General features: G+C 71.6%; 23 protein-coding genes and 2 tRNA genes. 19 read left to right on the plus strand and 6 right to left on the minus strand.

All coding sequences use genetic code 11. The features are described from left to right. Nucleotides 1-50 precede the first annotated feature (50 nt). The 5 genes from QFZ82_RS26390 to QFZ82_RS26410 all read left to right on the plus strand — a co-directional run bounded on the left by QFZ82_RS26390 (nt 51) and on the right by QFZ82_RS26410 (nt 5,171). The gene (locus QFZ82_RS26390; protein WP_307715519.1) at nt 51-1,286 is read left to right on the plus strand and encodes a glycosyltransferase family 2 protein; all 1,236 of its coding nucleotides are present in this window, start codon (nt 51-53) and stop codon (nt 1,284-1,286) included. Between the two features lie 66 nt (nt 1,287-1,352). Further along, complete coding sequence (locus QFZ82_RS26395; RefSeq protein WP_307715520.1) at nt 1,353-2,420, plus strand: glucose-1-phosphate thymidylyltransferase; 1,068 nt, start codon at nt 1,353-1,355, stop codon at nt 2,418-2,420. Further along, nucleotides 2,417-3,403: a dTDP-glucose 4,6-dehydratase gene (gene rfbB, locus QFZ82_RS26400; RefSeq protein WP_307715521.1), complete on the plus strand. Its 987-nt coding sequence runs from the start codon at nt 2,417-2,419 to the stop codon at nt 3,401-3,403. The genes QFZ82_RS26395 and rfbB overlap by 4 nt, the downstream gene beginning before the upstream one ends. A 29-nt stretch (nt 3,404-3,432) precedes the next feature. Beyond that, a complete protein-coding gene (rfbD, locus tag QFZ82_RS26405) occupies nt 3,433-4,299 on the plus strand; it encodes a dTDP-4-dehydrorhamnose reductase (RefSeq protein ID WP_373429443.1) in 867 nt (288 codons plus the stop codon). Between the two features lie 77 nt (nt 4,300-4,376). Next, nucleotides 4,377-5,171, plus strand: a complete 795-nt coding sequence (locus tag QFZ82_RS26410; RefSeq protein WP_307715523.1) for a class I SAM-dependent methyltransferase — start codon at nt 4,377-4,379, stop codon at nt 5,169-5,171. Nucleotides 5,172-5,251: 80 nt separating this feature from the next. Here QFZ82_RS26410 and rfbC read toward each other — a convergent pair whose 3' ends face one another. Together rfbC and QFZ82_RS26420 are read right to left on the minus strand one after the other, a co-directional pair. Continuing rightward, the gene (gene rfbC, locus QFZ82_RS26415; RefSeq protein WP_307715524.1) at nt 5,252-5,863 is read right to left on the minus strand and encodes a dTDP-4-dehydrorhamnose 3,5-epimerase; all 612 of its coding nucleotides are present in this window, start codon (nt 5,861-5,863) and stop codon (nt 5,252-5,254) included. 60 nt (nt 5,864-5,923) lie between these two features. Next, complete coding sequence (locus QFZ82_RS26420) at nt 5,924-7,981, minus strand: glycosyltransferase family 2 protein (RefSeq protein WP_307715525.1); 2,058 nt, start codon at nt 7,979-7,981, stop codon at nt 5,924-5,926. A 302-nt stretch (nt 7,982-8,283) separates the two neighbouring features. Between QFZ82_RS26420 and proB the strand changes: the two genes are divergently transcribed. The 5 genes from proB to QFZ82_RS26445 all read left to right on the plus strand — a co-directional run bounded on the left by proB (nt 8,284) and on the right by QFZ82_RS26445 (nt 13,596). Beyond that, nucleotides 8,284-9,411 carry a glutamate 5-kinase gene (proB, locus tag QFZ82_RS26425; RefSeq protein ID WP_307715526.1) on the plus strand — a complete coding sequence of 376 codons (1,128 nt, stop codon included), beginning with the start codon at nt 8,284-8,286 and terminating at the stop codon, nt 9,409-9,411. A gap of 208 nt (nt 9,412-9,619) precedes the next feature. Next, nucleotides 9,620-10,168: a hypothetical protein gene (locus QFZ82_RS26430; protein WP_307715527.1), complete on the plus strand. Its 549-nt coding sequence runs from the start codon at nt 9,620-9,622 to the stop codon at nt 10,166-10,168. A gap of 63 nt (nt 10,169-10,231) precedes the next feature. Then, complete coding sequence (locus tag QFZ82_RS26435; protein ID WP_307715528.1) at nt 10,232-11,524, plus strand: glutamate-5-semialdehyde dehydrogenase; 1,293 nt, start codon at nt 10,232-10,234, stop codon at nt 11,522-11,524. 90 nt (nt 11,525-11,614) lie between these two features. Continuing rightward, nucleotides 11,615-12,220, plus strand: coding sequence for a hypothetical protein (locus tag QFZ82_RS26440; protein WP_307715529.1), 606 nt, complete (start codon nt 11,615-11,617; stop codon nt 12,218-12,220). A gap of 305 nt (nt 12,221-12,525) precedes the next feature. Beyond that, nucleotides 12,526-13,596 carry a hypothetical protein gene (locus QFZ82_RS26445; protein WP_307715530.1) on the plus strand — a complete coding sequence of 357 codons (1,071 nt, stop codon included), beginning with the start codon at nt 12,526-12,528 and terminating at the stop codon, nt 13,594-13,596. A 67-nt stretch (nt 13,597-13,663) separates the two neighbouring features. On the opposite strand, the gene QFZ82_RS26450 is transcribed toward QFZ82_RS26445, so the two are convergent. Further along, on the minus strand, nt 13,664-14,719 hold the full coding sequence (locus QFZ82_RS26450) for a M48 family metallopeptidase (protein WP_307715531.1): 1,056 nt from the start codon (nt 14,717-14,719) through the stop codon (nt 13,664-13,666). Between the two features lie 215 nt (nt 14,720-14,934). Between QFZ82_RS26450 and QFZ82_RS26455 the strand changes: the two genes are divergently transcribed. The 6 genes from QFZ82_RS26455 (at nt 14,935) to QFZ82_RS26480 (ending at nt 19,008) form a co-directional block, all read left to right on the plus strand. Next, a complete protein-coding gene (locus QFZ82_RS26455) occupies nt 14,935-15,099 on the plus strand; it encodes a hypothetical protein (RefSeq protein WP_177153505.1) in 165 nt (54 codons plus the stop codon). Between the two features lie 38 nt (nt 15,100-15,137). Next, on the plus strand, nt 15,138-15,761 hold the full coding sequence (gene nadD / locus QFZ82_RS26460) for a nicotinate-nucleotide adenylyltransferase (RefSeq protein ID WP_307715532.1): 624 nt from the start codon (nt 15,138-15,140) through the stop codon (nt 15,759-15,761). 19 nt (nt 15,762-15,780) lie between these two features. Next, nucleotides 15,781-17,523: an LCP family protein gene (locus tag QFZ82_RS26465; RefSeq protein ID WP_307715533.1), complete on the plus strand. Its 1,743-nt coding sequence runs from the start codon at nt 15,781-15,783 to the stop codon at nt 17,521-17,523. A 121-nt stretch (nt 17,524-17,644) separates the two neighbouring features. Further along, nucleotides 17,645-18,079, plus strand: coding sequence for a ribosome silencing factor (rsfS, locus tag QFZ82_RS26470; RefSeq protein ID WP_307715534.1), 435 nt, complete (start codon nt 17,645-17,647; stop codon nt 18,077-18,079). A gap of 5 nt (nt 18,080-18,084) precedes the next feature. After that, a complete protein-coding gene (locus QFZ82_RS26475; RefSeq protein WP_373429444.1) occupies nt 18,085-18,762 on the plus strand; it encodes a histidine phosphatase family protein in 678 nt (225 codons plus the stop codon). 173 nt (nt 18,763-18,935) lie between these two features. Further along, a tRNA-Ala gene (locus QFZ82_RS26480) sits at nt 18,936-19,008 on the plus strand. A gap of 102 nt (nt 19,009-19,110) precedes the next feature. On the opposite strand, the gene QFZ82_RS26485 is transcribed toward QFZ82_RS26480, so the two are convergent. Beyond that, the gene (locus QFZ82_RS26485) at nt 19,111-19,977 is read right to left on the minus strand and encodes a helix-turn-helix transcriptional regulator (RefSeq protein ID WP_307715535.1); all 867 of its coding nucleotides are present in this window, start codon (nt 19,975-19,977) and stop codon (nt 19,111-19,113) included. 102 nt (nt 19,978-20,079) lie between these two features. Here QFZ82_RS26485 and QFZ82_RS26490 point away from each other — a divergent pair, with 102 nt between their 5' ends. From QFZ82_RS26490 to QFZ82_RS26500, 3 genes are all read left to right on the plus strand, one after another. Then, nucleotides 20,080-21,519, plus strand: a complete 1,440-nt coding sequence (locus tag QFZ82_RS26490; RefSeq protein ID WP_307715536.1) for an MFS transporter — start codon at nt 20,080-20,082, stop codon at nt 21,517-21,519. A 305-nt stretch (nt 21,520-21,824) separates the two neighbouring features. Beyond that, entirely contained in the window at nt 21,825-21,998 is a 174-nt protein-coding gene (locus QFZ82_RS26495; protein WP_018846673.1) for a hypothetical protein, read from the plus strand. Nucleotides 21,999-22,139: 141 nt separating this feature from the next. Further along, nucleotides 22,140-22,212, plus strand: a tRNA-Ala gene (locus QFZ82_RS26500). Between the two features lie 60 nt (nt 22,213-22,272). Here the strand turns inward: QFZ82_RS26500 and QFZ82_RS26505 are convergent. Further along, on the minus strand, nt 22,273-23,862 hold the full coding sequence (locus tag QFZ82_RS26505) for an NADH-quinone oxidoreductase subunit NuoF family protein (protein ID WP_307715537.1): 1,590 nt from the start codon (nt 23,860-23,862) through the stop codon (nt 22,273-22,275). Next, nucleotides 23,859-25,382: a hypothetical protein gene (locus QFZ82_RS26510; RefSeq protein ID WP_307715538.1), complete on the minus strand. Its 1,524-nt coding sequence runs from the start codon at nt 25,380-25,382 to the stop codon at nt 23,859-23,861. The genes QFZ82_RS26505 and QFZ82_RS26510 overlap by 4 nt, the downstream gene beginning before the upstream one ends. Between the last annotated feature and the right edge of the window lie 326 nt (nt 25,383-25,708).

Consider the following 25,708-nt stretch of genomic DNA (forward strand, 5'->3'; position numbering starts at 1 on the left):
CGGTGGGTCATGAAGGGCAACCAATAGGTGTTTCCGGTTGTCTTGGGTGCGTGAATGACAATCTCGTGCCCGACGTCACGGTTGTCGTCGGCGCCTACGAAGCCATGCCCTACCTCGTCCGCTGCCTGGAGTCGGTGGAGTCCCAGACGCTGGGTGCCGATCGCATCGAGCTCGTCGCGGTCGACGACGGGTCGACCGACGGCACGGGGGAGTACCTGGAGGAGTTCGCCGCCCGGTCCAAGGTCCGCACCACGCTGATCAGGCAGCCCAACTCCGGTGGCCCGAGCGGCCCGAGGAACATCGGTCTCTCCCACGCCCGTGGCCGCTACGTCTTCTTCCTCGACGCCGACGACTTCTTCGGGGACGAGGCCCTGGAGCGGATGGTCGCCATGGCCGACCGGGCGGGGACGGACGTCGTGCTCGGACGGATGGCGGGATGCGGACGGGGCGTGCCGCGGTCGATGTTCGTGAAGACGCTGGAGCACGCGGACGTCTACACCTCCCGCGTCATCTACGCGCTCAGCGCGCAGAAGCTGTTCCGCCGCGAACTGCTGTGCCGGCTGGGCCTCCGGTTCGACGAGACCCTCCTGACCGGGGAGGACTCGCTGTTCACCATGGAGGCGTATCTCAGCGGCAACGGGGTGTCGGTCGTCGCCGATTACGACTGCTACTACCTGGTCGGGCGCGAGGACGGCAAACACGCGACGAGGCGCGGCGGTTACCAGCCCCGCTTCGAGGCGCTGACCGCCCTGGCCCGGCTGATCGCCCGGCTCGAACCGCCCGGTCACGGGCGGGACCTGCTGATGGTCCGGCCCTTCACCGTCGGGCTGCTGCAGCAGTTCGGGCCGGCCCTGCTGCGCGCGCCGGAGTCCGAGCGGCACGACCGGCTGCGGCTGGCGGCGGCGATGACGGATCCGTACTGGACCAGGGGCGTCGCCCGGCACATCAAGGTGGGGGAGCGGCTGGTGCTGGAGTGCGTGGCCCGGGGGCGGCTCGATCTGCTGAAGGACGTACTGGAGTTCACCGCCGCCAAGAAGGCGCCGGAGGTCGTCCGAGGCCGCGCGGGCCGGACCTACCTCGCGTACCCGCACTTCGGCGACCGCCGCAGCGGCCTGCCCCGGTCCGTCTACGAGGTGACCGTGCCCGACTGGTCGGGCAGCCGGCGCGTCCTTCCGCCGAAGGTCCGGAGCCTCCCGCGCAGGGTGCTCGGCAGGATTCGCAGGAGCGCGGCGCGCGCCCGCCGGGCACGCGTTTTGCGAGGCGGGAAAGCAAAGGGTGAGACATAGGTAACATCGAAGTGCCGGAGCGGCATCCCCTGGGGAACGCTCTTCCGACTTCTTAGGGCAGGGATAGTGAAGGCACTCGTACTCGCCGGAGGAGCCGGGACACGACTCCGGCCCATTACGCACACATCCGCCAAGCAATTGGTGCCGGTCGCCAACAAGCCGGTGCTCTTCTACGGCCTGGAGGCGATTGCGGAAGCCGGGATCACCGAGGTCGGTGTCATCGTCGGGGAAACGGCGCCGGAGATCGAGGAAGCGGTCGGCGACGGATCCCGGTTCGGCGTCAAGGTCACCTACATTCCGCAGGAGCGGCCGCTCGGGCTCGCGCACGCGGTGGTCATTTCCCGGGAGTTTCTGGGAGAAGACGATTTTGTCATGTATCTCGGTGACAACTTCATCGTCGGCGGCATCAGCGGACTCGTCGACGAATTCCGCGCCGAGCGCCCGGACGCGCAGATCCTGCTCACCAGGGTCCAGGACCCGACCTCCTTCGGCGTCGCCGAACTCGACGGGCAGGGCCGGGTCGTGGGCCTGGAGGAGAAGCCGCAGCAGCCCAAGAGCGATCTCGCGCTCGTCGGCGTCTACCTCTTCACCCCCGTCGTGCACGAGGCCGTGCGCGCCATCGAGCCGTCCTGGCGCGGCGAGTTGGAGATCACGCACGCCATCCAGTGGCTGATCGACCAGCAGCGGGACGTGCGGTCGACGACGATCGCCGGCTACTGGAAGGACACCGGCAACGTCACCGACATGCTGGAGGTCAACCGCTCGGTGCTGGAGACCGTGGAGCCCCTGGTGGAGGGCGTGGTCGACGGCGACAGCGAGATCATCGGCCGGGTCCGCGTCGAGGAGGGCGCCCGGATCACCGACAGCCGCATCGTCGGCCCCGCGGTGATCGGCGGCGGCACGGTGATCAGCGGCTCGTACGTCGGCCCGTTCACGTCCGTCGCCGAAGGGTGCCGGATCGAGGACAGCGAGATCGAGTACTCCATCGTCCTGCGCGGCGCCTCCATCACCGGTGTGCGGCGCGTGGAGGCGTCACTGATCGGCCGGGACGTCGAGGTCACCCCCGCGCCCCGTACCCCCTCCTCCCACCGACTCGTGCTCGGCGACCACAGCAAGGTGCAGATCTCCTCATGACCACAAAGATCCTGGTGACCGGCGGCGCCGGATTCATCGGTTCCCACTACGTGCGCACGCTGCTCGGCCCCGGCGGGCCCGGCGGCGTCGCCGTCACCGTCCTCGACAGGCTCACCTACGCGGGCAACCCCGCGAACCTCGACGAGGTGCAGGGCCGCCCCGGCTTCGACTTCGTGCACGGCGACATCTGCGACGCCGGACTCGTCGCCAAGCTGATGGCCGAGCACGACCAGGTCGTGCACTTCGCCGCCGAGTCGCACGTGGACCGCTCCATCGACGGCGGCGCCGAGTTCGTCCGTACGAACGTCGTCGGCACGCACACGCTCGTGGACGCCGCGCACCGGGCCGGTGTCGGGACGTTCGTGCACATCTCCACCGACGAGGTCTACGGTTCCATCGACGAGGGCTCCTGGCCCGAGACGCACCCGCTGCAGCCCAACTCGCCCTACTCGTCGGCCAAGGCGTCCAGCGACCTGATCGCCCTGTCGTACCACCGCACCCATGGCCTGGACGTGCGGGTGACCCGCTGCTCCAACAACTACGGGCACCACCACTTCCCCGAGAAGGTCATCCCGCTGTTCATCACGAACCTGCTGGACGGCCGGAAGGTCCCGCTCTACGGCGACGGCGGCAACGTCCGCGACTGGCTCCACATCGACGACCACGTCCAGGGCATCGAACTGGTCCGCACGAAGGGCCGCCCCGGCGAGGTCTACAACATCGGCGGCGGCACCGAGCTGTCCAACAAGGAGCTCACCCGCCTGCTGCTCGACGCATGCGGCGCCGACTGGGACACCAGCGTCGAGTACGTCACCGACCGCAAGGGCCACGACCGCCGCTACTCGGTCGACTGCACCAAGATCCGCGAGGAACTCGGCTACGAGCCGCGCAAGGACTTCGCCACCGGCCTCGCCGAGACCGTGCGGTGGTACCGCGACAACCGCGCCTGGTGGGAGCCGCTGAAGGAGCGTGCGGCCCTGTGAGCACCTGGCTCGTCACCGGCGCCGGCGGCATGCTGGGCCGCGACGTCCTCGGCCGGCTGGCTGCGGCCGGCGTCGCCGCCGCGGGGCTTGCCCGCCGCGACCTGGACATCACCGGCCCCGACGGGGTGCGCGCCGCCCTGGAGGCGCACCGGCCGGACGTGGTGGTCAACTGCGCCGCCTGGACGGACGTCGACGGCGCCGAGGAGCACGAGGAGGCCGCGCTCGCCGTCAACGGCACCGGCCCCCGGGTGCTCGCCGAGGCGTGCAAGGAGAGCGGCGCCGTCCTGCTGCACGTCTCCACCGACTACGTCTTCGCCGGTGACGCCCGCGAGCCGTACGCCGAGGACGCCCCCACCGGCCCGCGCAGCGCCTACGGGCGCACCAAGCTGGCCGGGGAGCGCGCCGTGCTGGACCTGCTCCCGGAGACCGGCCACGTCGTGCGCACGGCCTGGCTCTACGGCGCGGGCGGTCCGAACTTCGTGCGCACCATGATCCGGCTGGAGGCCGCCCGGGACACCGTGGACGTCGTCGACGACCAGCGCGGCCAGCCCACCTGGAGCGCCGACCTCGCGGACCTGCTGGTGCGGCTCGGACGCGGCGCACTGGCCGGCACCGTGCCCGCCGGGATCCACCACGGCACCAGCGCGGGGGAGACGAGCTGGTACGGATTCACCCGCGAGATCTTCCGGCTGCTGGGCGCCGACCCGGAGCGCGTACGCCCGACGACCAGCGCCGCATTCGTGCGGCCGGCGCCCCGTCCCGCGTACAGCGTGCTGGGACATCAGGGGCTGTGGCGCAGCGGTGTCGAACCGATTCGCGACTGGCGGGAAGCGCTCGCAGAAGCGTTCCCGGATGTCGTCGCCGCAGAGCGCGGAATGGGTGCTACCGGCCGGTAGACGTTTACGTCCAGGCCGCGTACACGCTAACTTCGCTGGGAATCAATCCATTTGATTCCCAGCGAAGGGCTCCATCAGTGGACCGCCATGGCTTCCTGCGCCAGCTGCACCGCATCTACAAACCTCGCAACTATCTCGAAATCGGGGTCAACGACGGGCGCAGCCTGGCGCTTTCCCGGGTTCCCTCGGTAGCGGTCGACCCGGCATTCCGAGTTGTGACGAGCATCAGTTGTGATGTGCACCTGGTCAGAGCCACGAGTGACGATTTCTTCGCCCGCAAGGACCCCTTGGTCCATCTGCGCACCGGTCGCAATCCGTTTCGCGCGCTCGCCCGCAAGGACCCGATGAACGTCCTCGGCGGCGAACCCCGGCTCGAGCTGTCGTTCATCGACGGAATGCACCTGTTCGAGTACGCGCTGCGCGATTTCATGAACGTCGAACGGCATTCGCGCTGGTCCAGTGTGATCGTTCTCGACGACATGCTCCCGAGGAGCGTGGACGAGGCCGCCCGCGACCGGCACACCAAGTTCTGGGCGGGCGACGTCTACAAGGTCGTCCAGGTGCTGCGGAAGTACCGCCCGGACCTGGTCATCGTCGAGGTGGACACCGCGCCCACCGGTGTCGTCGCCGTCTTCGGCGCCGACCCGGAGAGCACCGTCCTCAAGAACGCGTACGACAAGATCATCGAGGAGTACGTCGTCCCCGACCCCCAGGACGTCCCGGAGGAGGTGCTGGTACGGAAGAACGCCGTGCAGCCCGAGGCGCTGCTCGGCGCCGACTTCTGGCCGGGGCTGATCCGGGCCCGCACGCTGCGCAGGTCGCGCGCCTCGTTCGCACCGGTACGCCGCAGCATCGAGAAGATCACCGGCTGACCCTGCCCCAGGTGGCGCGGAAAGGCCCCCGGGTCCTGGGCGAATTCGAGCCTGACCCGGGGGCCTCTCCGCGCGTGTGCTCAGCCGACGGGCGCGTCCGCGGCCCTCAGCTTCAGGTAGTACGCCTCGCACTCCTCGTACGACGGCAGCAGTCCCTGCCGCTCCGCCTCGGCCAGCGTCGGCGCGGCGGCGTCCTTCTCGGACAGCAGCGGAGTGACACCTTCGGGCCACTCGATGCCGAGGTCCGGGTCGAGCGGGTGGATGCCGTGCTCGCGCTCAGGGGCGTAGCCCTCCGAGCACAGATAGATCACGGTCGTGTCGTCGGTGAGGGCCATGAAGGCGTGGCCGAGGCCCTCGGCGAGGTAGACGGCGTGGTGGTCGGCGTCGTCGAGGCGCACGGCCTCCCAGCGGCGGTACGTCGGCGAGCCGACCCGGATGTCCACGATCACGTCGAGGACCGCGCCGCGCACGCACTTCACGTACTTGGCCTGGCTCGGCGGCACATCGGCGAAATGGACGCCGCGCAGCGTGCCCCGGGCCGAGACCGAGCAGTTGGCCTGCTCCAGGCGGAGCCGGTGCCCTGCCGCCTCGGCGAGGTCCGGTGCCCTGAACCACTCGTGGAAGCTCCCGCGGCTGTCGGGGAAGACCTTCGGCTCGTGCACCCAGGCTCCGCCGATCGAGAGCTGACGCATCTGTTCCACTCCTCGCTGTCGTGATCGTTCCCTGAAGCCGTGTGCCCGCCGGGCCGTCCGTCAGCCCAGCACCCGGGCCGCCAGCCGGCGCGCCTTCTTACGGCCCGCCGACGGCAGCCGGCGCACCACCGGACCGGCCACGGCCCGGGCCGCCCGACGCAGCGCCGACCGTCTGCGGTGGGCGGCCAGCTTCCGCAGCAGCACGGGGTCGGCCACGGGGAGGCCGTCGTCGGGCCGGAGCCGTCCGGCGCCGTCCACGCCCACCCCGCACAACGGCAGCAGCGGTCCCTTCGCCCCGTCCAGCCGTACCCAGAGCTGCCAGTCCCCCTCCGGCGCACCGGGGACACGCCGGGGGACATCCAGGTGGGCCCGCCCCAGCTCGGGCCGCAGCGCCCCGGAGAAGGTGTGCACGGGCTCGGGCGCCTCCTCGGACTCCGTGGGCTTGGTGAGCACGAGCTCCGGCGCACCCGTGCCCACGCCCGTTCCCGGGCCGGTGCCGTCCGTCGTGAACAGGTCCAGCCGCAGCTGGATCCCGGCCCCCGGCATGCGCAGCACCGTGCGGCCCGCGAGGTAGGGGGCCACCTTCTTGCCGCGCCGGGCCACGTCGAGCGTGAGGTTGCTGTGCGGGTCGGTGAAGTACGGGATCACCGAGCGGGGCTGGGACGACAGCAGCGCCGGCAGACAGCGGCCGTCGACCTTCGGGTCGCGGTCGGCGCCCAGGCGCGCCCTGCGGACCAGCCCCAGGCCGCGCACGGTCACCCAGGCGTCCCAGAAGCCGCGCGGGAGGCTGCCCCGGCCCTTCTTGCCGCCCTCGGACGCCAGCCGGCCCGTGCCGCGCAGCACAACCTCGCAGCTCCCGTCCTCGCGGTCCTCGACCTGTGCCGTGAACGTGGCGGGGCACAGCCACTCGACGGCCGTCTCGCGGTCGCGCAGCGAGAGCTCGGCGGTGAAGCCGCCCAGGTCGTCGGTGACGTCGACGAGCTCGTCGGCGGGCAGGAAGCGGCCGGTGAGGTCCGGGTGCAGATACAGCCGGCCGTCACGGCGCAGCAGCGTCAGCGGCTCGCGGTCGTCGCCGTGCACCAGACGCGCGGCGAAGCCGATCGCGATGCGGCCGTCGTCCTGCCAGGCGAGGTCCTCCAGCCGCACCGTGCCCTTGACGGTGGACGCGAACCGGGCCAGCCGTACGAGCCCCTCCGCGTCGTCGTTGCGCAGCAGGGTCGAGCGCAGCCGCAGCAGCGGGCCGAGGCCGTCGTGCACGGAGTCGGTCATGAAGTCGAGCGCGAGGGGGCGCACCGCCTCGGTCATCTCGCGCAGGTACGTCTCGTCGTACTTCAGGACGGCGGGCTCGCTGAGCCTGCTGAGCATCTCGACCCGGTAGAAGCGGCGCAGCACCCGGTCCCGCAGCGGCCCCGGCTCGGTGCCCGCCACGACCACGTCGAGGACCTCACGGAGATTGCCGTAGTAGCCGGCCGGCACGAGCTTCGCCGACCCGGCGTTCTTGCCGTCGTCGCGCTTCGAGTAGTAGTAGCAGGTGTAGGTGCCGAGGATCGAGACGACCTTGGCGGGGATGTACGCCTTCATCATGTACAGCTGGTCCTCGAGGCGGCGCTTGCCCTCCGGGTAGGCGATGCCGTGCTCGCGCAGGAACTGCGTTCGGAACATCTTGTGCGGCGTGAGGCTGTCGTACAGCGGGGCGTTGCGCAGGGTGCACTTGTCGCGGTTGTTGCGGAACACGCCGTGCGGGACGCCCCGGAAGTTGCTGGCGACCTTGCCGATGACGATGTCCGAGCCGTTGCGGCGGCCCATGTCGTACAGCCGGCGTAGGGCGTCGGTGCCGAGGTGGTCGTCCTGGTCGAGGAACTGGACGTACTCGCCCTTCGCCTCCGCGACGCCGATGTTGCGCGGCTTGCCGGGCCAGCCGGAGTTCGGGATGTGGATCACCCGGAAGTGGGGGTGCTCGGCCGCCAGCTCGTCCAGCCGCGCGGGGGTGTCGTCGGTCGACCCGTCGTCGACGAACAGGACCTCGAACTCCTCGGCGGGCAGGGTCTGCCCGAGCAGCGATTCGATGCACGGATCGATGTACTTTCCGGGGTTGTACACCGGGATGACGACACTCACTTTGACCGACACTATGTGCCCCGTCTCTTGTGGGAACCCGAGTCGAAGGTGGGGGCCGGAGGCAGGGCGATGCGGGCGCGCGCCACCGCCCACCAGCACCCTAGCGGTTGTCCGGATTCTGTATCAGCGACCCGCTCAGCTCGTGTTATGGGAAAGCGGTTACGGCGTGCCACGGCGTGGCGCGCGGGACGGGGCGTCCGGCCCGGACGGCCGGAACCGGTCGGTGCGAGCCGGCCGGGCGCGGCTGTCCAGCGGACGGAATGCGCGCGCACCCGGCAGGCGCCCTGGCATAGATTCGGCGTGTGACAGTGGCAAGACAACAGGTGACCCAGGCCAGCAGGATCGTCGTCAAGGTCGGTTCGTCGTCGTTGACGACCGCCGCGGGCGGCCTCGACGCCGACCGGGTGGACGCCCTCGTCGACGTCCTCGCCAAGAGCCGCAGCGGCGGCGAGAAGGAGATAGTCCTCGTCTCCTCCGGAGCCATCGCAGCGGGACTCGCCCCGCTCGGCCTGACCCGGCGCCCCAAGGACCTGGCCCGCCAGCAGGCCGCCGCCAGCGTCGGCCAGGGACTGCTCGTCGCCCGCTACACCGCCTCCTTCGCCCGGTACGGCGTCCGCGTCGGCCAGGTGCTCCTGACCAGCGACGACACGAGCCGCCGCGCCCACTACCGCAACGCCTATCGCACCCTCGACCAGCTGCTCGACATAGGCGCCGTCCCGGTCGTCAACGAGAACGACACGGTCGCCACCGACGAGATCCGCTTCGGCGACAACGACCGGCTCGCCGCCATCGTCGCCCACCTCGTCCGTGCCGACCTGCTGGTCCTGCTCTCCGACGTCGACGGTCTCTACGACGGCGACCCCGCGCGGCCGGGCGCCTCGCGCATCGACGAGGTGCGTGGTCCCGAGGACATCGCCCACGTGCAGATCGGCAGTGCCGGCAAGGCGGGGGTCGGCACCGGCGGCATGGTCACCAAGGTCGAGGCCGCCCGGATCGCGGCCGCCGCCGGAGTGCCCGTCGTCCTCACCTCCGCGACCCGCGCGGCCGACGCCCTCGCGGGGCGCGCCACCGGCACCTTCTTCCACGCCACCGGACGCCGCTCGGCCGACCGCCTGCTGTGGCTCGCGCACGCCTCCACCCCGCAGGGCTCGCTCACCCTCGACGAGGGCGCGGTGCGAGCCGTGGTCAAGGGCCGCAAGTCGCTGCTGCCGGCGGGGATCGCCGCGGTGGACGGCGAGTTCAGCGCCGGTGACCCCGTCGAACTGCGCGACACCGGCGGCCGCGCCGTCGCCCGCGGTCTCGTCAACTTCGATGCCAAGGAGATCCCGCAGCTGCTCGGCCGCTCCACACGCGAGCTGGCGCGGGAGCTGGGCCCGGCGTACGAACGGGAAGTCGTACACAGGGACGATCTCGTCGTTCTGGAGCCCTGACCGGGCCCTGAAAGGGCGGAAAGTCCCGGCATCTGGCAGAGACCTTTACCAAAACGGCCCCACACACCGCCGCGGGCTGGTCCACTTTGTTGCGGGGGTTGGCGGGGAACGGCAACGACGCAGCAACAGGAGGCCGCCGGTGAATCGACCGCGCCCTGGGGACATGCCCCGAGGCAAGGGGAGGACCACCTCTCCTGCCCGCCGGTCAGTGGGCGAGGAGCGAAACCTGACCAGTGTCGGCGGGGCCGCGGATCTCGACGACGGGTTCGACGACGCATTCGGTGACGGGCTCGGCGCGGCCGACGGTCCCGCGGGAACCGGAGCCGGAGCTCCGGCGCATCCGGCGGCCGGTACGGCTTTCCCATCCCGGGTGCGGGGCGTCGCCGAGGCGCCGGGCCGGCCGGACGAGCAGACGCTGTCCAAGCTGTGGCACATCACCCTCAGCGTCTCCGGGCCGGAGGCCCCGCTGAAGGAGGTCCGCCGCGGCCTGGAGCAGCTCGCGCACGACCACCCCTTCCTGCTGACCAGCCGCTACGCCAATGATCATGCGGAGATCCGCTACTGGGAAGAGGCCCGCGACCTGCACGACGCGGCGGCCGTGGCCCTGCGGCTGTGGGGCGAGCACCGCTCGACCGCCCAACTGCCGCCGTGGGAGATCGTCGGCCTGGAGGTCATCGACCGCCAGACGTACCACCAGCGGATCGCCGAGGGCTACGGCCCGCCGCCCGCCTCCCCGGTGGGCGTCCACCCCTTCTGAGGCATCTGTCTCGCAGTGCGGGATACGTTCCGGACTGCCAGGCGGGCGCACTACCCTGCGGGTATGACGTCGCTCTCTTCGGTCTCGCCGTACGACAACATGTCCCCGGTCGCCCAGGTCGCCTACCGGGCCCGGGCCGCCGCCGCCGACCTCGCGCCGCTGCCGCGGTCGGCCAAGGACGACGCGCTGCTGGCGATCGCCGACGCGCTGGAGGTCCGCACCAGTGAGATCGTCGAGGCCAATGCCGAGGACATCGCGCGGGCACGCGAGGCGGGCACCAGCGAGGCGATCATCGACCGGCTCACGCTCAACCCCGAGCGGGTCCGCGCCATCGCCGCGGACGTGCGGGACGTGGCGGCGCTGCCCGACCCGGTGGGCGAGGTGGTGCGCGGCTCGACCCTGCCCAACGGCATCGACCTGCGCCAGGTGCGCGTCCCGCTCGGCGTCGTCGGCATCATCTACGAGGCCCGGCCCAATGTGACCGTGGACGCCGCCGCGCTCTGCCTGAAGTCCGGCAACGCGGTGCTGCTACGTGGCTCCTCCTCCGCGTACTCCTCCAACACCGCCCTGGTGAGGGTCATCCGCGACGCGGTCGGCGGCTCCGGACTGCCGGCCGACGCGGTGCAGCTGGTGCCCGGCGAGAGCCGCGACTCCGTACGGGAGCTGATGCGCGCCCGGGGCATGGTCGACGTCCTCATCCCGCGCGGCGGCGCCTCCCTGATCCGCACGGTCGTCGAGGAGTCCACGGTCCCCGTCATCGAGACCGGCACGGGCAACTGCCACGTCTACGTCGACGCCGAGACCGACATCGACATGGCGGTCGAGATCCTGATCAACTCCAAGGCGCAGCGCCCCAGCGTCTGCAACGCCGCCGAGACCCTCCTCGTCCACAAGGACGTCGCCGCCGCCTTCCTGCCCCGCGCCCTCGACGCGCTCGCCGAGGCGGGCGTGACGGTGCACGGCGACGAGCGCGTCGTGGAGTACGCGGACGCCACCAAGGCCACGATCGTGCCGGCGACCGCCGAGGACTGGGAGACCGAGTACCTCTCCTACGACATCGCCGCGGCCGTCGTGGAGTCGCTGGAGGCGGCCGTCGCCCACATCCGGCTCTGGTCCTCCGGCCACACCGAGGCGATCGTCACCACCTCGCAGGCCGCGGCCCGCAAGTTCACCCAGCTGGTCGATTCGACGACGGTCGCCGTGAACGCGTCCACCCGTTTCACCGACGGTGGTCAGTTCGGTTTCGGCGCGGAGATCGGCATCTCCACGCAGAAGCTGCACGCGCGCGGGCCGATGGGCCTGCCCGAGCTGACCTCCACGAAGTACATCGTGACGGGCGACGGTCACATCCGGTGACCGTCAGCGACGTCCTCCGGGGCGTCACCCGGGCGGGGAGAGTTCGCCCTCTCCCTGCCCAAACCTCCCGGCCCGGTCTACTCTGAGATCGTGCCGGACGACGTGGGGGGCAAGCCGTTCCAGGACGGCGGGGACCCTGAGGACTCTGTCGACCGCGGGGGCGCGGACCAGGACTTCGCCTCCGTGGTGTTCGACGAGGACTTCGTCCGGGCCGCCGAGATCCATGAACCGAGCGCGGTCGAGCGTCTGCTCGCCGCAGCCGAGGCGCGCGCGGAGGCCGAAGCCGCCCGCTCCGGCCCGCGCGGCGTGCCCACCGACGACGACCGCTACGACGAGCTCCACGGCCCCGACGGCTACGCCCCCGGGCGCGAGTACGGGGACGAGGACGATCTCGACGCCGGGAGCCCGTACGGCCCCCACGGCGGCGCTCTGCGGCCCTACCGCGGCACGGCGCGCTGGCACCGGCCGGTGGCCTGGGTCCTGGCTCTGGTGATGGGCATCGGCATGATCGCCCTCGCCTTCACCGCCGTCTACCGGGGAGCCTCCGGCAACCGTGAGGACCAGGTGCCGCAGCCCGCCCGGACGGGGGTGGACGCCCCGCCGACGGGCGCGACGGTCAGCGGCCGCGGAGGCGGCCCCACGGCCGCCGCCGACCGCCCGGCGCCACGGGTCCCCGCGGAGCCACGGACGCCGTAGGCACCGGCCCGCACCGTTTCCGTTCGAACGCCGGCCCGCCGCCACGACTCCCGGGACGACGGCCTCGTAGCGCCTGGATGCCGGACTGTGCCTGCCCCGGCCCCGCGCCGCCCGAACTCCCGTCGCCGCAGCGTCTGAACCCCGGGCCCCGCATGCCCCTGGCGACGCCCCCGCACCTCCCGAACCCTTCCTCCGCAACCGCTGGACAGCGGCGTGCGGCCATGTGGCCGAGCGCGTGAGAACTCGTCAGAACTTGTCGTGTACCAGCGCGTTTATCGTGCCCGCGTCAGACCTACCCTGAAAGTATGGCTCGGCGCGGAGACCCGCCGGAGGGGACACCCGAGGGGCTCCCAGGCGGTGAGGACGAGTACCGATCCGTCGTGTTCGACGAATCGTTCGTGCGGGCTGCCCGGGTCCAGGAGTTCTCCGCCGAGGAGCGCATGGGCGAGCACGCCCCCGCGGTGCGCAGCGTCCCCGGCGGCGGGCGCAGCCCGTCGAAACAGATCCTGCTGCTCGTCCTCGTCGTCGCCGTGGCATTCGGCACCGCCGTCTACCTCGGTATCCGCCAGCCGCACCAGCCCCCCGCGGCCAGGCCGGCGGAACAGCTCCGCATCACGCTCGTCCCCCTCGCGCCGCAGGGCCCGGTGCCCGGCGGCACGCCCACCGAGCTCTTCGCGCACAGCCCCGCCGCCCAGTACCGCAGCGGGGCCGCCGGAATCACCCTGCCCGCGGTCCGCCGCACCGCCCATTTCACCGAAGGCCAGGTGCTGATCGCGCTGGCCACGGCCAAGGACTACCTGGTGGAGTCGTCGCTCGACCCCGACGTGCTCACCGGAGGCGTGGTGCGCCCGGTGCGCGCGCTGCTCCACCCCGACCAACTGGCCCAGTTCGACCGGAGCATGGCCGCGCCGACGGCCGACGGCCGGCACGTCGCTGCGGGCTGGCTGGTGCGCTTCGACCCGTCGAAGGTGGCGCTGGCGGATCCCACTGTGCGGGTGGAGGGCACGCTGCTCGTCACGGAGGCGGGGGCCGACGCGCTGGAGGTCACGTCCGACCACACCTTCGTCTACGCGCTGCGGTCCGCCTCCACGGCGGGGCCGGTGAGCGACGAGGCGTCGCTGTTCACCGTGCGGCGCGAGATGCGCTTCCGCGTCGACCGCGACGACCTGCGCCACCACCGGCTGGAGGTGCAGGCCAGCGCGGTCCAGGCCGGGCCGCAGGACTGCGCGTCCGACGCGACGGGCACGCTGCAACCCCTGCTCGCCAGCCGGCGGTCCGGCACGGACGGTCCGGCGGTCACCGACCCGTACGCACCGGGCCCCGCGGTCGCCGCCCTGTGCGGGGCCCTTTCCCCCGAGGCTCAGCCGTCCCCGTGACACCGCCGTCCCCATGACGCCGCCGTCCCCGTGACGCCCCGGGGCATCGCCGTCGGACCGGTGCGGGTCAGGCGCCCGGCGACCCGTTGCCGCCCGTCCCACTGCCGCCGCCCGCGAACTTGTCGCGCAGCTTGCTGCCCAGGTCGCCCGCGCCGCCGGCCAGATCGCCGACCAGCTTCATGAGCGGGTCCTTGCTCGTCCGCACCGACTCCGCGTAGTGCGACGCCGACTCGCGGAACGAGTCGCTCACCGAGGTGTCCTTGTCCTCCGTGCGGCGCGGGTAGTGGCCGTCCATGATCCGCTGGTAGTCGCGGCTCTCCGCCCACTTCTTCAGCTCGGCCGCCCGGACGGTGGTGAACGGGTGCGAGCGCGGCAGCACATTGAGGATCTTCAGCACCGAGTCGCGGAGGTCACCCCCGGCCTCGTACTCCTCGGCCTGCGCCAGGAACGCGTCCACGTTCATCTCGTGCAGGTGGTTGCCACCGGCGATCTTCATCAGGCCGCGCATCGACGCCTGAAGGTCCTGGCCGACCAGCAGGCCCGCGCGGTCCGCCGAGAGCTCCGACTTGCGGAACCACTCCCGCAGCGCCGTGACGATCGCCATGATCGCCATGTTGCCCAGGGGGATCCAGGCGACCTTCAGGGCCAGGCTGGTGAGGAAGAGCAGGACCGTGCGATACACCGAATGACCGGAGAGGGCATGGCCCACCTCGTGGCCGACGACCGCGCGCATCTCCTCCTCGTCGAGCAGCTCCACCAGTCCGGTGGTGACGACGATGATCGGCTCGTCCAGGCCGATGCACATCGCATTGGGACGCGGGTCCTGCGTCACGTACATCGCGGGGACCTTCTCCAGGTCCAGGATGTAGCAGGCGTCCCTGAGCATGCTGTGCAGATGTGCGAACTGGGCGTCGCCCACCCGCACCGAGTCGGAGAGGAAGAGCAGTCGCAGACTGCGCTCGGGCAGCAGGCCGCTGAGCGCCTTGAACACGGTGTCGAACCCGGAGAGCTTGCGCAGCGCCACCAGCGCCGAGCGGTCCGCGGGATGTTCGTAGGCCCGTGAGGAGATCTCCGGGAACCGCTCGCGCCGCCTGCTCGGCGCGTTCCCCTGGCTTTCGGTCATGGTGCCCCCTGGTCTTGTTGCGTGCCGTGCTCGTCCCCCTTCAGGACCCCCAGACTAGGTGCTGAGGTTGCGACGCGGCGGGGGCTGTGGACAACCACAGTTGCCGAGCTGTGGACAGCACAACGACCGAGTCGGCGTGAGCGTGCCCGAACGGCCCGCATACGATGTGCGCGAAGTCCCTCCGCTCCGACTCCGATCGATAGGTCCTGCAGAAGATGAGCCTCACCAGCGCTGCCGCCGCCAACCTGGTCACTCTCGCCGAGGGCGCCGAGCACGGTGGCAACCACGCAAGCCTCAACCCGTACATCACCGGCGGCGGCGCCCTGCTCGTGCTGCTCCTGCTGCTGTGGGTCACCACCCGCTTCAACCGCGACCGCTGAGTCCGGTCCGGCCGCCCGTGCCAGTAGGCTCTGCACGCATGGGAGAGCAGAACGTGGCCACGGGTTCCGGTACCGGCAAGCGCCGGCTCGGTGTGATGGGCGGGACGTTCGACCCGATCCACCACGGGCACCTGGTGGCCGCCAGCGAGGTGGCCGCCCTGTTCCACCTCGACGAGGTGGTGTTCGTGCCGACGGGGCAGCCGTGGCAGAAGACCCACAAGATCGTGTCACCGGCAGAGGACCGCTATCTGATGACGGTCATCGCCACGGCTTCCAACCCCCAGTTCTCGGTGAGTCGCATCGACATCGACCGGGCCGGGCCGACGTACACGATAGACACGCTGCGTGAACTGCGTTCCCTCAACGACAACGCGGATCTCTTCTTCATCACGGGCGCCGACGCGCTCTCCCAGATCCTCAGCTGGCGCAACGCCGAAGAACTGTTCTCGCTCGCCCATTTCATCGGTGTGACCCGGCCGGGCCACGACCTGACCGACGACGGGCTCCCCGAGGGAGGCGTCTCCCTGGTGGAGGTCCCCGCGCTCGCGATCTCGTCCACCGACTGCCGTGAGAGGGTCGCCCAGGGCGACCCGGTCTGGTACCTGGTGCCGGACGGTGTGGTCCGCTACATCGACAAGCGCCAGCTGTACCGCGGCGAGTGAGCCACGGAGAGGGGCACCGGTGAACGACCAGCAGAATCCTTACGACCCGTACTACCAGCAGCCGCAGATCGTCGGCTACGACGAGTACGGACAGCCGGTCTACCAGCAGCCCCAGCCGTACGACCCTTACAGACAGCAGCAGTCCCAGCACCCTCAGTCCGGGGCTCAGCAGACGGACGGGCAGGGCTACGGCTACGACCCGTACCCCCAGCAGGGCCAGGACGCGGCGGGCCGCCCGGACCAGTACGGGCAGTACGACCCGTACGGCGCCCAGCAGTACGCCGCGCCCCCGGGACAGCAGGGCTACGGCTACGACGGGTACGGCTACGACACGGGCACGCAGCCCGCGACCGTCGACACCACCCAGCAGTGGAACATCCCGAACCAGCAGCCCGCCCCCGCGGAGCAGCAGGGCCGCCACGACGGCCGGCAGGCCCAGGCCGCGCCCGATCCGGCGGCAGTGCCGGAACAGCGGCGCGGCGGGGACGGCGACGACCGCGACTACCGCACCGAGCAGTTCTCCTTCATCGAGGAGCCGGACGAGGACTCCGAGGACGTCATCGACTGGCTCAAGTTCACCGAGAGCCGTTCCGAGCGCCGTGAGGAGGCCAAGCGCCGCGGCCGCAACCGCGTCGTCGCGCTCGTCGTCACGCTCGCGCTCGTCCTCGTCGGCGGGGCCGGCTACCTCTGGTACGCGGGCAAGCTGCCGGGCCTGTCCGGCACCGAGAGCACCGGCGGCACCGCGGCCGGCCCGCAGAAGCGCGACGTCATCGTCGTGCACCTGCACAACACGAAGAGCGAGCGGACCTCGACGGCGCTCCTCGTCGACAACGTGACCACGGGGCAGGGCACGACCGTCCTGCTCCCGAACACCCTCTCCGTCGCCAACGACGACGGCACCGCCACCACGCTCGGCAAGTCGGTCGAGGACGACGGGTCCACCGGGACCCGCGAGGCGATCGGGACCCTGCTCGGTGCGAAGATCTCCGGCACCTGGCGGCTGGACACCCCGTACCTGGAGAACCTCGTCGAACTGGTCGGCACGATCGACCTGACCACCGACACCGAGGTGCCCGGTGCGAAGAAGGGCGACGAGCCGCTGGTGAAGAAGGGGGAGAACCAGACGCTCGACGGACGTGCCGCCGTCGCCTACGCGACGTACTCCGGTCCCGGCGAGGCCGAGGAGAAGCAGCTGCAGCGCTTCGGTCAGGTCATGCAGGGCGTGCTGAAGAAGCTCCCGGACGACGCAGAGTCGGCGACCGTCGTCGTCGAGACCCTCGCCCAGATCCTCGACCCCTCCCTGAACGAGAGGGACCTCGGCAGCTCGCTCGCCCAGCTCGCCGAGCACGCCAAGGGCGGCGACTACAAGACCGCTCTGCTGCCCGTGCAGCAGGACGGCACCCTCACCGAGCAGGCGGCGAACAGCGTGGTCAAGGACGTGCTCGGCGGTTCGGTCAGCGCACCGGAGCAGGGCGCGGCCGTGCGGGTCGGCGTCAAGAACGCCACCGGCGACGACAAGGCCACGGAGACGGCCCGGATCTCGCTCGTCAACGGCGGCTACACCGTCATCGACGGCGGCAAGGCGGACCCGGCCGCTGCCTCGCAGGTCACCTATGGTGACGAGGCGCAGAAGGCGAAGGCCCAGGAGGTCGCGAAGACGCTCGGTCTGTCCGCGGACGCGGTGAAGAAGGGCAAGGCCGCCGCGAACGCCGATGTGTCCGTGGTCCTGGGCTCCGACTTCGAGGGCGACACCGGGGACTGATCCGGGGCCCGGCGCCCGGCGCCGGGCCCCCGTGCTGACGCGTCCCCAACAATCACGGCGAGGTCTGTCGGCGGTCCGTGAGACCCTTGGAGAGTTCCTGACCGCCGACGAAAGCCTGCTTGTGACCGCTACGGACCGTTCCATCGAGCTCGTCAACACCGCCGCCCAGGCGGCCGCCGACCGGCTCGCGCACGACATCATCGCGTACGACGTCAGCGACGTGCTGTCCATCACGGACGCCTTCCTGCTCGCCTCAGCTCCCAGCGACCGCCAGGTCAAGTCGATCGTCGACGAGATCGAGGAGCGGCTGAACAAGCAGCTCGGCGCCAAGCCGGTGCGCCGCGAGGGCGACCGCGACGCCCGCTGGATCCTGCTCGACTACGTCGACATCGTCGTCCATGTCCAGCACAGCGAGGAGCGCGTCTTCTACGCCCTGGAGCGCCTGTGGAAGGACTGCCCGGAGCTCCCGCTGCCCGAGGACGCCATGAAGACCCGCGGCAAGGCCGAGGAGCACGCCCGCCTCGCCGGGAAGGAAGCGGAAGGGGAGCTGAGCTGAACGGCATCAACGGCGGGGGTGCGGCCGGTGACGGCCGCACCAGCAGGAAGCGGGGCCGTCGTGTGGTCCTGTGGCGCCACGGACAGACCGCTTGGAACCTGGAGCGCCGCTTCCAGGGCTCCACGGACATCGAGCTGACAGAGGACGGTGTCGCTCAGGCGCGCCGCGCGGCCAGGCTGCTCGCGTCGCTGAAGCCCGACGCGATCGTGGCCTCCGACCTCAAGCGTGCCGCGGCGACCGCGGGTGAGCTGGCCACCGTCACCGGCGTCGACATCTCCTACGACGCCGCGCTGCGCGAGACGTACGCGGGTGTCTGGCAGGGCCTGACCCACGACGAGATCGTCGCGCAGTACGGCGACCAGTACGCCGCCTGGAAGCGCGGCGAGCCCGTGCGCAGGGGCGGCGGCGAGCTGGAGACCGAGGTCGCGGACCGGGCCGCGCCCGTGGTCCTGCACCACGCGGACAAGCTGCCCGACGACGGCACGCTCGTCGTCGTCAGCCACGGCGGCACCATCCGCACGACCATCGGCCGGCTCCTGGGCCTGGAGGCCCGCCACTGGGAGAGCCTCGGCGGTCTGTCGAACTGCTGCTGGTCGGTGCTGGGCGAGGGTGCACGCGGCTGGCGGCTGCTGGAGCACAATGCCGGGACGCTGCCCGAGCCGGTGCTCGGCGACGACACCTGAGACCGCACCGCCGTCCCGGCAGGTCCTGTTCTGCCGCGCGAAAGGTGCCGGTCCGGGCACCGGCCACGCCCCGGCGACCACCGCCGGGGCGGCCCCCGGACCCGGATTTCACTTTCCGGCAGGTCGCAGGCTAAAGTTCTTCTTGTTCGCAGCGCGGAGCGCGAAGAACGCGCGGGGCTATAGCTCAGTTGGTAGAGCGCCTGCATGGCATGCAGGAGGTCAGGAGTTCAATTCTCCTTAGCTCCACAATCAGGATCCCGTCCCCGGCAGGGGGCGGGATCTTCGCGTCGGTACCGGTGGTCCCCGCAGAGTGCCGGAACCGGCGGGCGCAGCCCCCTAAACACGCCGTCAGTCCCGCCTCGCGCGCAGCGTCCGTATGCGCGCGCCGCTCTCCTCGTCGGCCGGTGTGTACGCCACGATCCGGCACTCCGGCATCCCGTTGATCGACAGCGACACCGACGTCATCCGCACCTCGCCGACCGCCCGGTGACGGAACGTCTTGACCCGCGGCCCCGGCGGAACGACGTCGCCGCTCTCCCAGAGCCGCGCGAAGAACGGGCTGGCCGCCGACAGGCGCTCGACGAACGACTCCCAGGCCGGCTCGCCCACATGGCGTCCGTAGGCGCCGCGCAGCTGCGCCACCATCAACGGCAGCTCCGACTCCCGGAAGACGACCGGGCAGGACGCCTCGGACACCGTGAACAGCGCCCACAGCACGTTGCCCATGCCGAGCGCCTCCGGGCGGTCCAGCTCGAAGAGGTCGCGGTAGGCGGGGTTGGTGGCCAGGATGTCGTAGCGGGTGTTGTAGACGACCGCGGGGTGGGGGTCCAGCGCGTCGATCAAGCCCTGGATCTCCGGTCCGACGCTCTGCTCCTCGTCCGCAAGGTCCGGCGCGTACGGGACCTCCGCGAGGTGGTAGAGGTGCTCGCGCTCGGGCTGGTCGAGCCGCAGGGTGCGGGCCACGGCGTCCAGCACCTGCGCCGAGGCGTTGATGGGGCGGCCCTGCTCCAGCCACGTGTACCAGGTGACGCCGACGCCCGAGAGCTGCGCGACCTCCTCACGGCGCAGACCGGGCGTGCGCCGCCGCAGGCCCGGTGGCATGCCGACGTCGGCCGGTGTCACCCGGGCCCGGCGGCTGCGCAGGAACGCGGCGAGCTCCGAGCGGCGCCGCGGGTGCGCCGCCCCGCCCCTGATCCCCGTCGTCACCGTGGTCACACCCCCATCGTCGAAGCAGCGGTCCGCCGTTGCCAGGTGCTGTCAGTACCAGCATCGACGGGCTCTCGTCACCCGTATCCGGGGCGCGGCAGTCTCACCGCCATGACGACGACCGTTCCCCGTGCCCCGCGATCAAGTAAAGACCCCGCCACTGACAGCGGCGGCCCCCGGCTGCTGCTGACCGCCGTGCTCGCCGCCCAGTTCATGGCGCTCCTCGACACCTTCATCGTCAACGCGGCGGCGCCCACGATCCGTGCCGAACTCCGCACGTCCGGCGCCGACCTGCAGCTCGTCGTCGCCGGATACACCATCGCCTATGCCGTCCTGCTGATCACCGGCGCACGCCTCGGCGCGATGCTCGGCCACCGCCGCGTGTTCCTCGGCGGCCTGGCGGCCTTCACCGCCTTCTCGCTCGCCTGCGGACTCGCTGCCGGCACCGGGCAGTTGATCGCGTTCCGATTCCTCCAGGGAGCCGGAGCGGCCCTGATGATCCCTCAGGTGCTCAGCCTCGTCCAGCGCAACTTCACCGCGGAGGGCCGGGTCCGGGCGCTCGGGGCCTACTCCGCCGTCCTCGCGAGCGGCGCAGCCGCCGGTCAGGTGGTCGGCGGGATCCTGGTCAGCGCCGACCTGTTCGGCACGAGCTGGCGGCCGGTCTTCCTCGTCAACGTGCCCATCGGCCTCGCCCTCCTGCTCCTGGGCGCGAAGGTGCTGCCCCGGGACCGTCGCGAGGCCGGGGTGCGCGCCGGCGGTCTCGACCTGCCCGGTCTGGTGCTGCTCGCGGCGGCGGTGTCGCTGTTCACCGTCCCGCTGGTCCTGGGGCAGGAGCGGGACCGGCCCCTGTGGTCCTGGCTGTCGCTGGCCGCGGCGGCGGTGGTCCTGGGTGGCCTTCTGTCGCACGAGGCGCGGCTCGCGCGCCGGGGCGGTGCGCCCCTGATCTCGCCGAGGGTGCTGCGCAGCCCCGGAATCGGCCTCGCGGCGCTGAGGATCGCGGTCGTCATGGCGGTGAACGCCGCCTTCCTGTTCACCGTCACGCTCCACGTCCAGGGCGGTCTGGGGTACAGCGCGCTGCGTGCGGGGGTGATGTTCGCGCCGTCCGCCGTCGTGTTCGGCGCCGTGGCGATGACCTGGCGGCGCTGGCCGGCCGGATGGCAACCGGCCCTGGCCCCGGCCGGGTTCGTGGTGACCGGGCTCGGGATCGCCGCCGTGGGCGCGCTGCTGCGGGACGGCGGGGGCGGCGGTCCGCTGCTGTACGCGGCCTTCGTGGCCAGCGGGGTGGGCATGGCGGCCGCCTACAGCCCCACGCTGACCGGCGCGCTGGCGAAGGTCCGGCAGGAGGACGCCGCGGACGCGAGCGGGCTGCTGGTGACCGTCACCCAGCTGGGGCAGATCATCGGCGTAGCCGTGTTCGGCACGCTCTTCCTCGGCCGGCTGACCGAACCGGGTCCCCAGGGATCCGCGAACGCCCTGTGGGTGACCGCGCTCGCGCTGTCGGCAGCCTGTGGGCTGGGGGCCGTGGCCGGTCTCGTTCGCAAACGCCGCTGACCTCCTTGCGTGGCCATGGCAGAATCGGACGGCCGGAGGGCCACCGGCGGTACGGGAGGGAGCGCACGATGTCCGCCAGCGGCGAGGAAGCCGGGGAGGCTGCCGATGACCTGCTTGCCACGGCGGAGGCACGTGCTCGCCTCAGCTGTCCTTCCTGCGGTTCCGCCCATGTCGCCCAGGTCCTCGGGGACAACGGAGGGGTTTCCTACGTGTGCACGGCCTGCGGCCACAGCTGGAGCTGAATGATGGGTGCCCACAGGCGGAAATGCGACTGGTGCGGCAGCGGTACGCCGATCGTCAGGGACATGGATCCGGTCAATCCGGAGTACCAGTACTGGTGCGAGGAGTGCGCGCGGGCGCTGATCATAAAAGGCGACCCCATCGAGACCTACCGGGAGCTCGAGGGGGAGCCGATCTACGGCCGGCTGCTGGACGAGCACTGCACCCTCAAGCGTTTCTACTCGTTCGCGACCGCTTGACCCCTCCCTGCCCCACCCGCCCCCGAAGCGGACAATCCGGGAGTTGTCGGGCTCGAAGGAAAACGATTTGGAGATGCGCCGACGAGGGCGTTAATGTTCTCTACGTCGCCGCGGGGGAGACCCGGAAGTGACACAGAGCAAGGGGCTATAGCTCAGTTGGTAGAGCGCCTGCATGGCATGCAGGAGGTCAGGAGTTCAATTCTCCTTAGCTCCACAGAAGAAGAAGCGGGCCACCCGGATCGGGTGGCCCGCTTCTTCGTGTCGGTGCGTTCGGTCAACTCCGGCCGCTGCCGAGGGCCTTGCGGTTGCTGCTGGGCAGCGCGGGGCGCGACGGCTCCGGCGCGGGGGCGGCCACCTGCTCGATCCGCATCGCGAGCGCCGGGCAGCGGCGCACGGCACGCTGCGCGCGCCCCCGCATGTGCATCGGGACCACCGCGTCGGCCACCGACGGGTAGCCGTCCGGGTTGAGCCGGATCAGCTCCGGGATGATGTCGGCGCACAGGCCGTGCCCCTGGCAGAGCGTCCAGTCGATGAAGACCTTCTCGCCGCTGGGAATGGACTCCTCCGCCTCCTCGTAACCGGGCAGCGGCAGAGGCAGCACACCGGTCACCGGCCGACCGCAGCCGCCGTCCAGCACATGGGCCGCGAGGTCGTCGGTGAACGCGGACAGGGTGGACGCGAAGAAGCGGGCCGATCCGTCGGGGTGCTTGCACGCACCACGGCCCTTCACCGCTCCCGTCACCTCCCGCAGCGCCTCCAGTGCCGCCGGGCCACCGCCGTTGATCACGTCGGCCAGACCGCCCGCCGCGGCCGGCAGGCCGAGCTTGCAGGGGCCGCACTGGCCCGCGGTCTCCGCGGCGAGCCAGTTGGCCACCCTCAGCGACTCGCCCAGGGGGCAGGTCTCCGGGCCGATGGGCAGGATCGCCCCCGCGCCCAGGGCACCTCCCACGGACGCCAGGGACGCCTTGGAGACGACCGCCTCGTGCACGGCGACCGAGTCGATCCAGTTGCCGTGGTAGCCGCCCGTGAGCACGCCCTGCGGCAGCGGCGGCGCACCGGCCAGCTGGAGCACGTACCGCAGCGGGACGCCCGTGGGCACCTCGACGACCATGGGCCGCGAGACCGCGCCGGAGATCGTCAGCATGACCGTGCCGGGCTCGGAGTCCAGGCCCGTGTGGGCGTAGCGGCGTGAGCCGATGCGCGCGGCGACGGCGAGCTGCGCGAACGTCTCGGCGTTCGACAGCAGTGTGGGCGCGCCGCCGACGCCGGAGTCCGCGGCGCGCACCCGGCGGCCGGGCGGCAGCGCGGGGCCGCCGTTGACCGCGCGGATGACGGAGGACGCCTCTCCCGAGACCATCCGCTCCGGCGTGCGGACGACTCTGGCGCGCAGCTGCTGACCGCGCCGGTCGTTCAGGCCGCGTTCGGCGAGCGCGGCGCGCATCGAGACCTCCGTGGAGTTGCGGGTGACCGCGACGACCAGGGTGCGTGCGCCGAGCGCCTCGGCGGCCAGCAGCGCACCGTCGAGGATGAGGTGCGGCGCGCGGTTGAGCAGCACCGTGTCCTTGCGGCAGGCCGGCTCGCCCTCGCTGCCGTTGACGACGACGACGGGCCGTACGCCACGCCGGATCGCCGACTTGGCTACGGCGCGCAGCTTCTTGCCGAACGGGAACCCCGCGCCGCCGCGGCCGGTCAGCGATATCTCCTCGGCCAGCTGGGCCAGCCGCTCGCCGCTGACCGGCTCCAGCGGCCCGTGGACCTTCAGGTGCATCTGCAGGTCGAGGCGTTCGACCAGGTCGAAGCCCTGCGTCAGCTGGGGGAGCCCGACGACGCGGACCTCGGGGACGTCGGGGAGCGGGGCGTTCACGGTCGGTCTCCTGCGGGTGCGTTCCAGGGCTCTCCGGCCGGTGGCTGGAACAGGGGCCCTGGCATCGGCGCTGTCTCGTCGTACGCGGCGGGGCCGCCGGTTCCGTACGCGGAGCGGTCGTCGTACGGGGGCGGTGACGCGGCCTCATCCGCACCGCCGGCGCCGTAGGAGGCGGCGGTGGTGTCGTAGGCCCCGGTGGTGTCGTAGGCCGCCGTGGAGCCGTAGGACGGCGTGGTGGCGCCGTACGCGGGCGGGGTGTCGTAGGAGGTGGCCGGATCGAACAGTGGCGGGGGCGGGGTGTCGTAGGAGGGGGCCGGGTCGGACCCTGGCGGGGGCGGGGTGTCGTGGGAGGGTGCCGGGTCGAACGGCGGCGGGGGCGGGGTGTCGTAGGAGGGGGCCGAGTCGAACAGTGGCGGGGGCGGGGTGTCGTACAGCGGGGATGCCGGCTCCGGGCGTACGGCCTGGGCCGGCGGAGGCGGCGAGGGGGTGGGCCAGGTGCCCGGACGGGGTCCCGTCTCGGACACCACGGGTATCTCCTCGGTCATCGGCACGCGCTCGGCGAGCGGGGCGGCGGCGTCGGCCGCCAGGGACACGGCCCGGTAGGCCGCGGCCATGCCGGGGCCGCGTCCGGTGCCGGAACCGCTGGGGACCACTGTCGGCTCGGCGTCCGGCGGCGGAGGGGCCTCGTAGAGCTGCGGCGAGGGTGCGGCCAGCCGGGGCGGCTGCGCGCGCGCCTGTCCGAGCGGCGGCTGGAAATCCTGCTCGTACGGGCGCTGCGACGGGATGCCGTTCGCCCTGTCCATGCGGTCCATGCCGGCGGATACGGGCGAGCGGCCCGTCCCGTTCAGTCCGCCCGCGCCGGGCAGCGGCGACATGATCGGATCGCGCTGTGCCTGCTCGTCGGCGGCGGGCGGTCCGCCGTCGCCGACGCCGGTCAGGGACATGATCCGGGCGGCGACGCGTCGCTGCACCGGCCGCGGCAGCAACCGGACCGACACCGCGGCCGCCACTCCGAGCAGGGCCAGGCAGTACATGGTGACGACCCAGGTCGCCGCCGGGCGACCCGCGTAGAGTCCGTGGACGAGGGCGAAGCACCAGGCCGGATAGGCCAGCATGTGCAGCGGCCGCCAGCGGCCGGCGACACGGATGTTGCCCGCCAGCGCGCTGCGCAGCGCTCCGGTCGTGGCGGCGACCACCATGAGGAAGCCGGCCAGCGAGCCGAAGCCGATGAGGGCGGAGGTGCCCGTGACCCCGAGCCCGAACGGGATCAGCGCGCCGATCACCGCCACGTGCCCGAGCGAGACCTTCACGGTGGCGTGCAGCAGCAGGAAGCCGAGCGAGGCGACCGCGGTCGTCCGGTGGATGCCCTGGGCGAGCAGACGGTGGCGTGGGGAGAGGAGGACCCGGTCGGTGGCGATCAGACCCCACGCGACGGATGCGGTCAGCGACACCAGGGACAGAACCCCGGTGGTGAAGTCGAGCGCGGCGCGAAAGCTGTCGCTGCCCCCGATGGCGAGCACGGGGATGAGGATCAATGCGGCTGCGTAGAGGCCGCCTTGCACCGGGCGGCCGAGTCCGGGCCCTGGGCCCGGCGACAAACGCTGTTTGATACGAGGGTTCATGGGGCGACTCCGAATGGTGCGGGAAAGCTGTCCCGTTGACGCACTCTAGGTCGACCCATACCGCCCGGTACGAGGTTTCAGGGTTATTCGCGGGGAAGCAGCGGCAACTGACCCGGGGGTTGCCCTGTATAGGGTCGATACGCGGAGTAAGGCGGATCCAAGATCGCTCGCGAGCCGCCGACCGGCCCGGTCACGGGCGCCGTGGACGGCGAATGCGGCCACTT

It is taken from the genome of Streptomyces sp. V4I23, assembly GCF_030817975.1.
Classification (GTDB): Bacteria; Actinomycetota; Actinomycetes; order Streptomycetales; family Streptomycetaceae; genus Streptomyces.

Excerpts from the sequence above, each read along its gene's own strand:
- rfbB (WP_307715521.1), top strand. The coding sequence starts at position 2,417 with ATGACCACAAAGATCCTGGTGACCGGCGGCGCCGGATTCATCGGTTCC.
- rfbD (WP_373429443.1), top strand. The coding sequence starts at position 3,433 with ATGCTGGGCCGCGACGTCCTCGGCCGGCTGGCTGCGGCCGGCGTCGCC.
- rfbC (WP_307715524.1), bottom strand. The coding sequence starts at position 5,863 with ATGCGTCAGCTCTCGATCGGCGGAGCCTGGGTGCACGAGCCGAAGGTC.
- QFZ82_RS26435 (WP_307715528.1), top strand. The coding sequence starts at position 10,232 with ATGACGTCGCTCTCTTCGGTCTCGCCGTACGACAACATGTCCCCGGTC.
- QFZ82_RS26445 (WP_307715530.1), top strand. The coding sequence starts at position 12,526 with ATGGCTCGGCGCGGAGACCCGCCGGAGGGGACACCCGAGGGGCTCCCA.
- QFZ82_RS26450 (WP_307715531.1), bottom strand. The coding sequence starts at position 14,719 with ATGACCGAAAGCCAGGGGAACGCGCCGAGCAGGCGGCGCGAGCGGTTC.
- QFZ82_RS26455 (WP_177153505.1), top strand. The coding sequence starts at position 14,935 with ATGAGCCTCACCAGCGCTGCCGCCGCCAACCTGGTCACTCTCGCCGAG.
- nadD (WP_307715532.1), top strand. The coding sequence starts at position 15,138 with ATGGGAGAGCAGAACGTGGCCACGGGTTCCGGTACCGGCAAGCGCCGG.
- QFZ82_RS26490 (WP_307715536.1), top strand. The coding sequence starts at position 20,080 with ATGACGACGACCGTTCCCCGTGCCCCGCGATCAAGTAAAGACCCCGCC.
- QFZ82_RS26495 (WP_018846673.1), top strand. The coding sequence starts at position 21,825 with ATGGATCCGGTCAATCCGGAGTACCAGTACTGGTGCGAGGAGTGCGCG.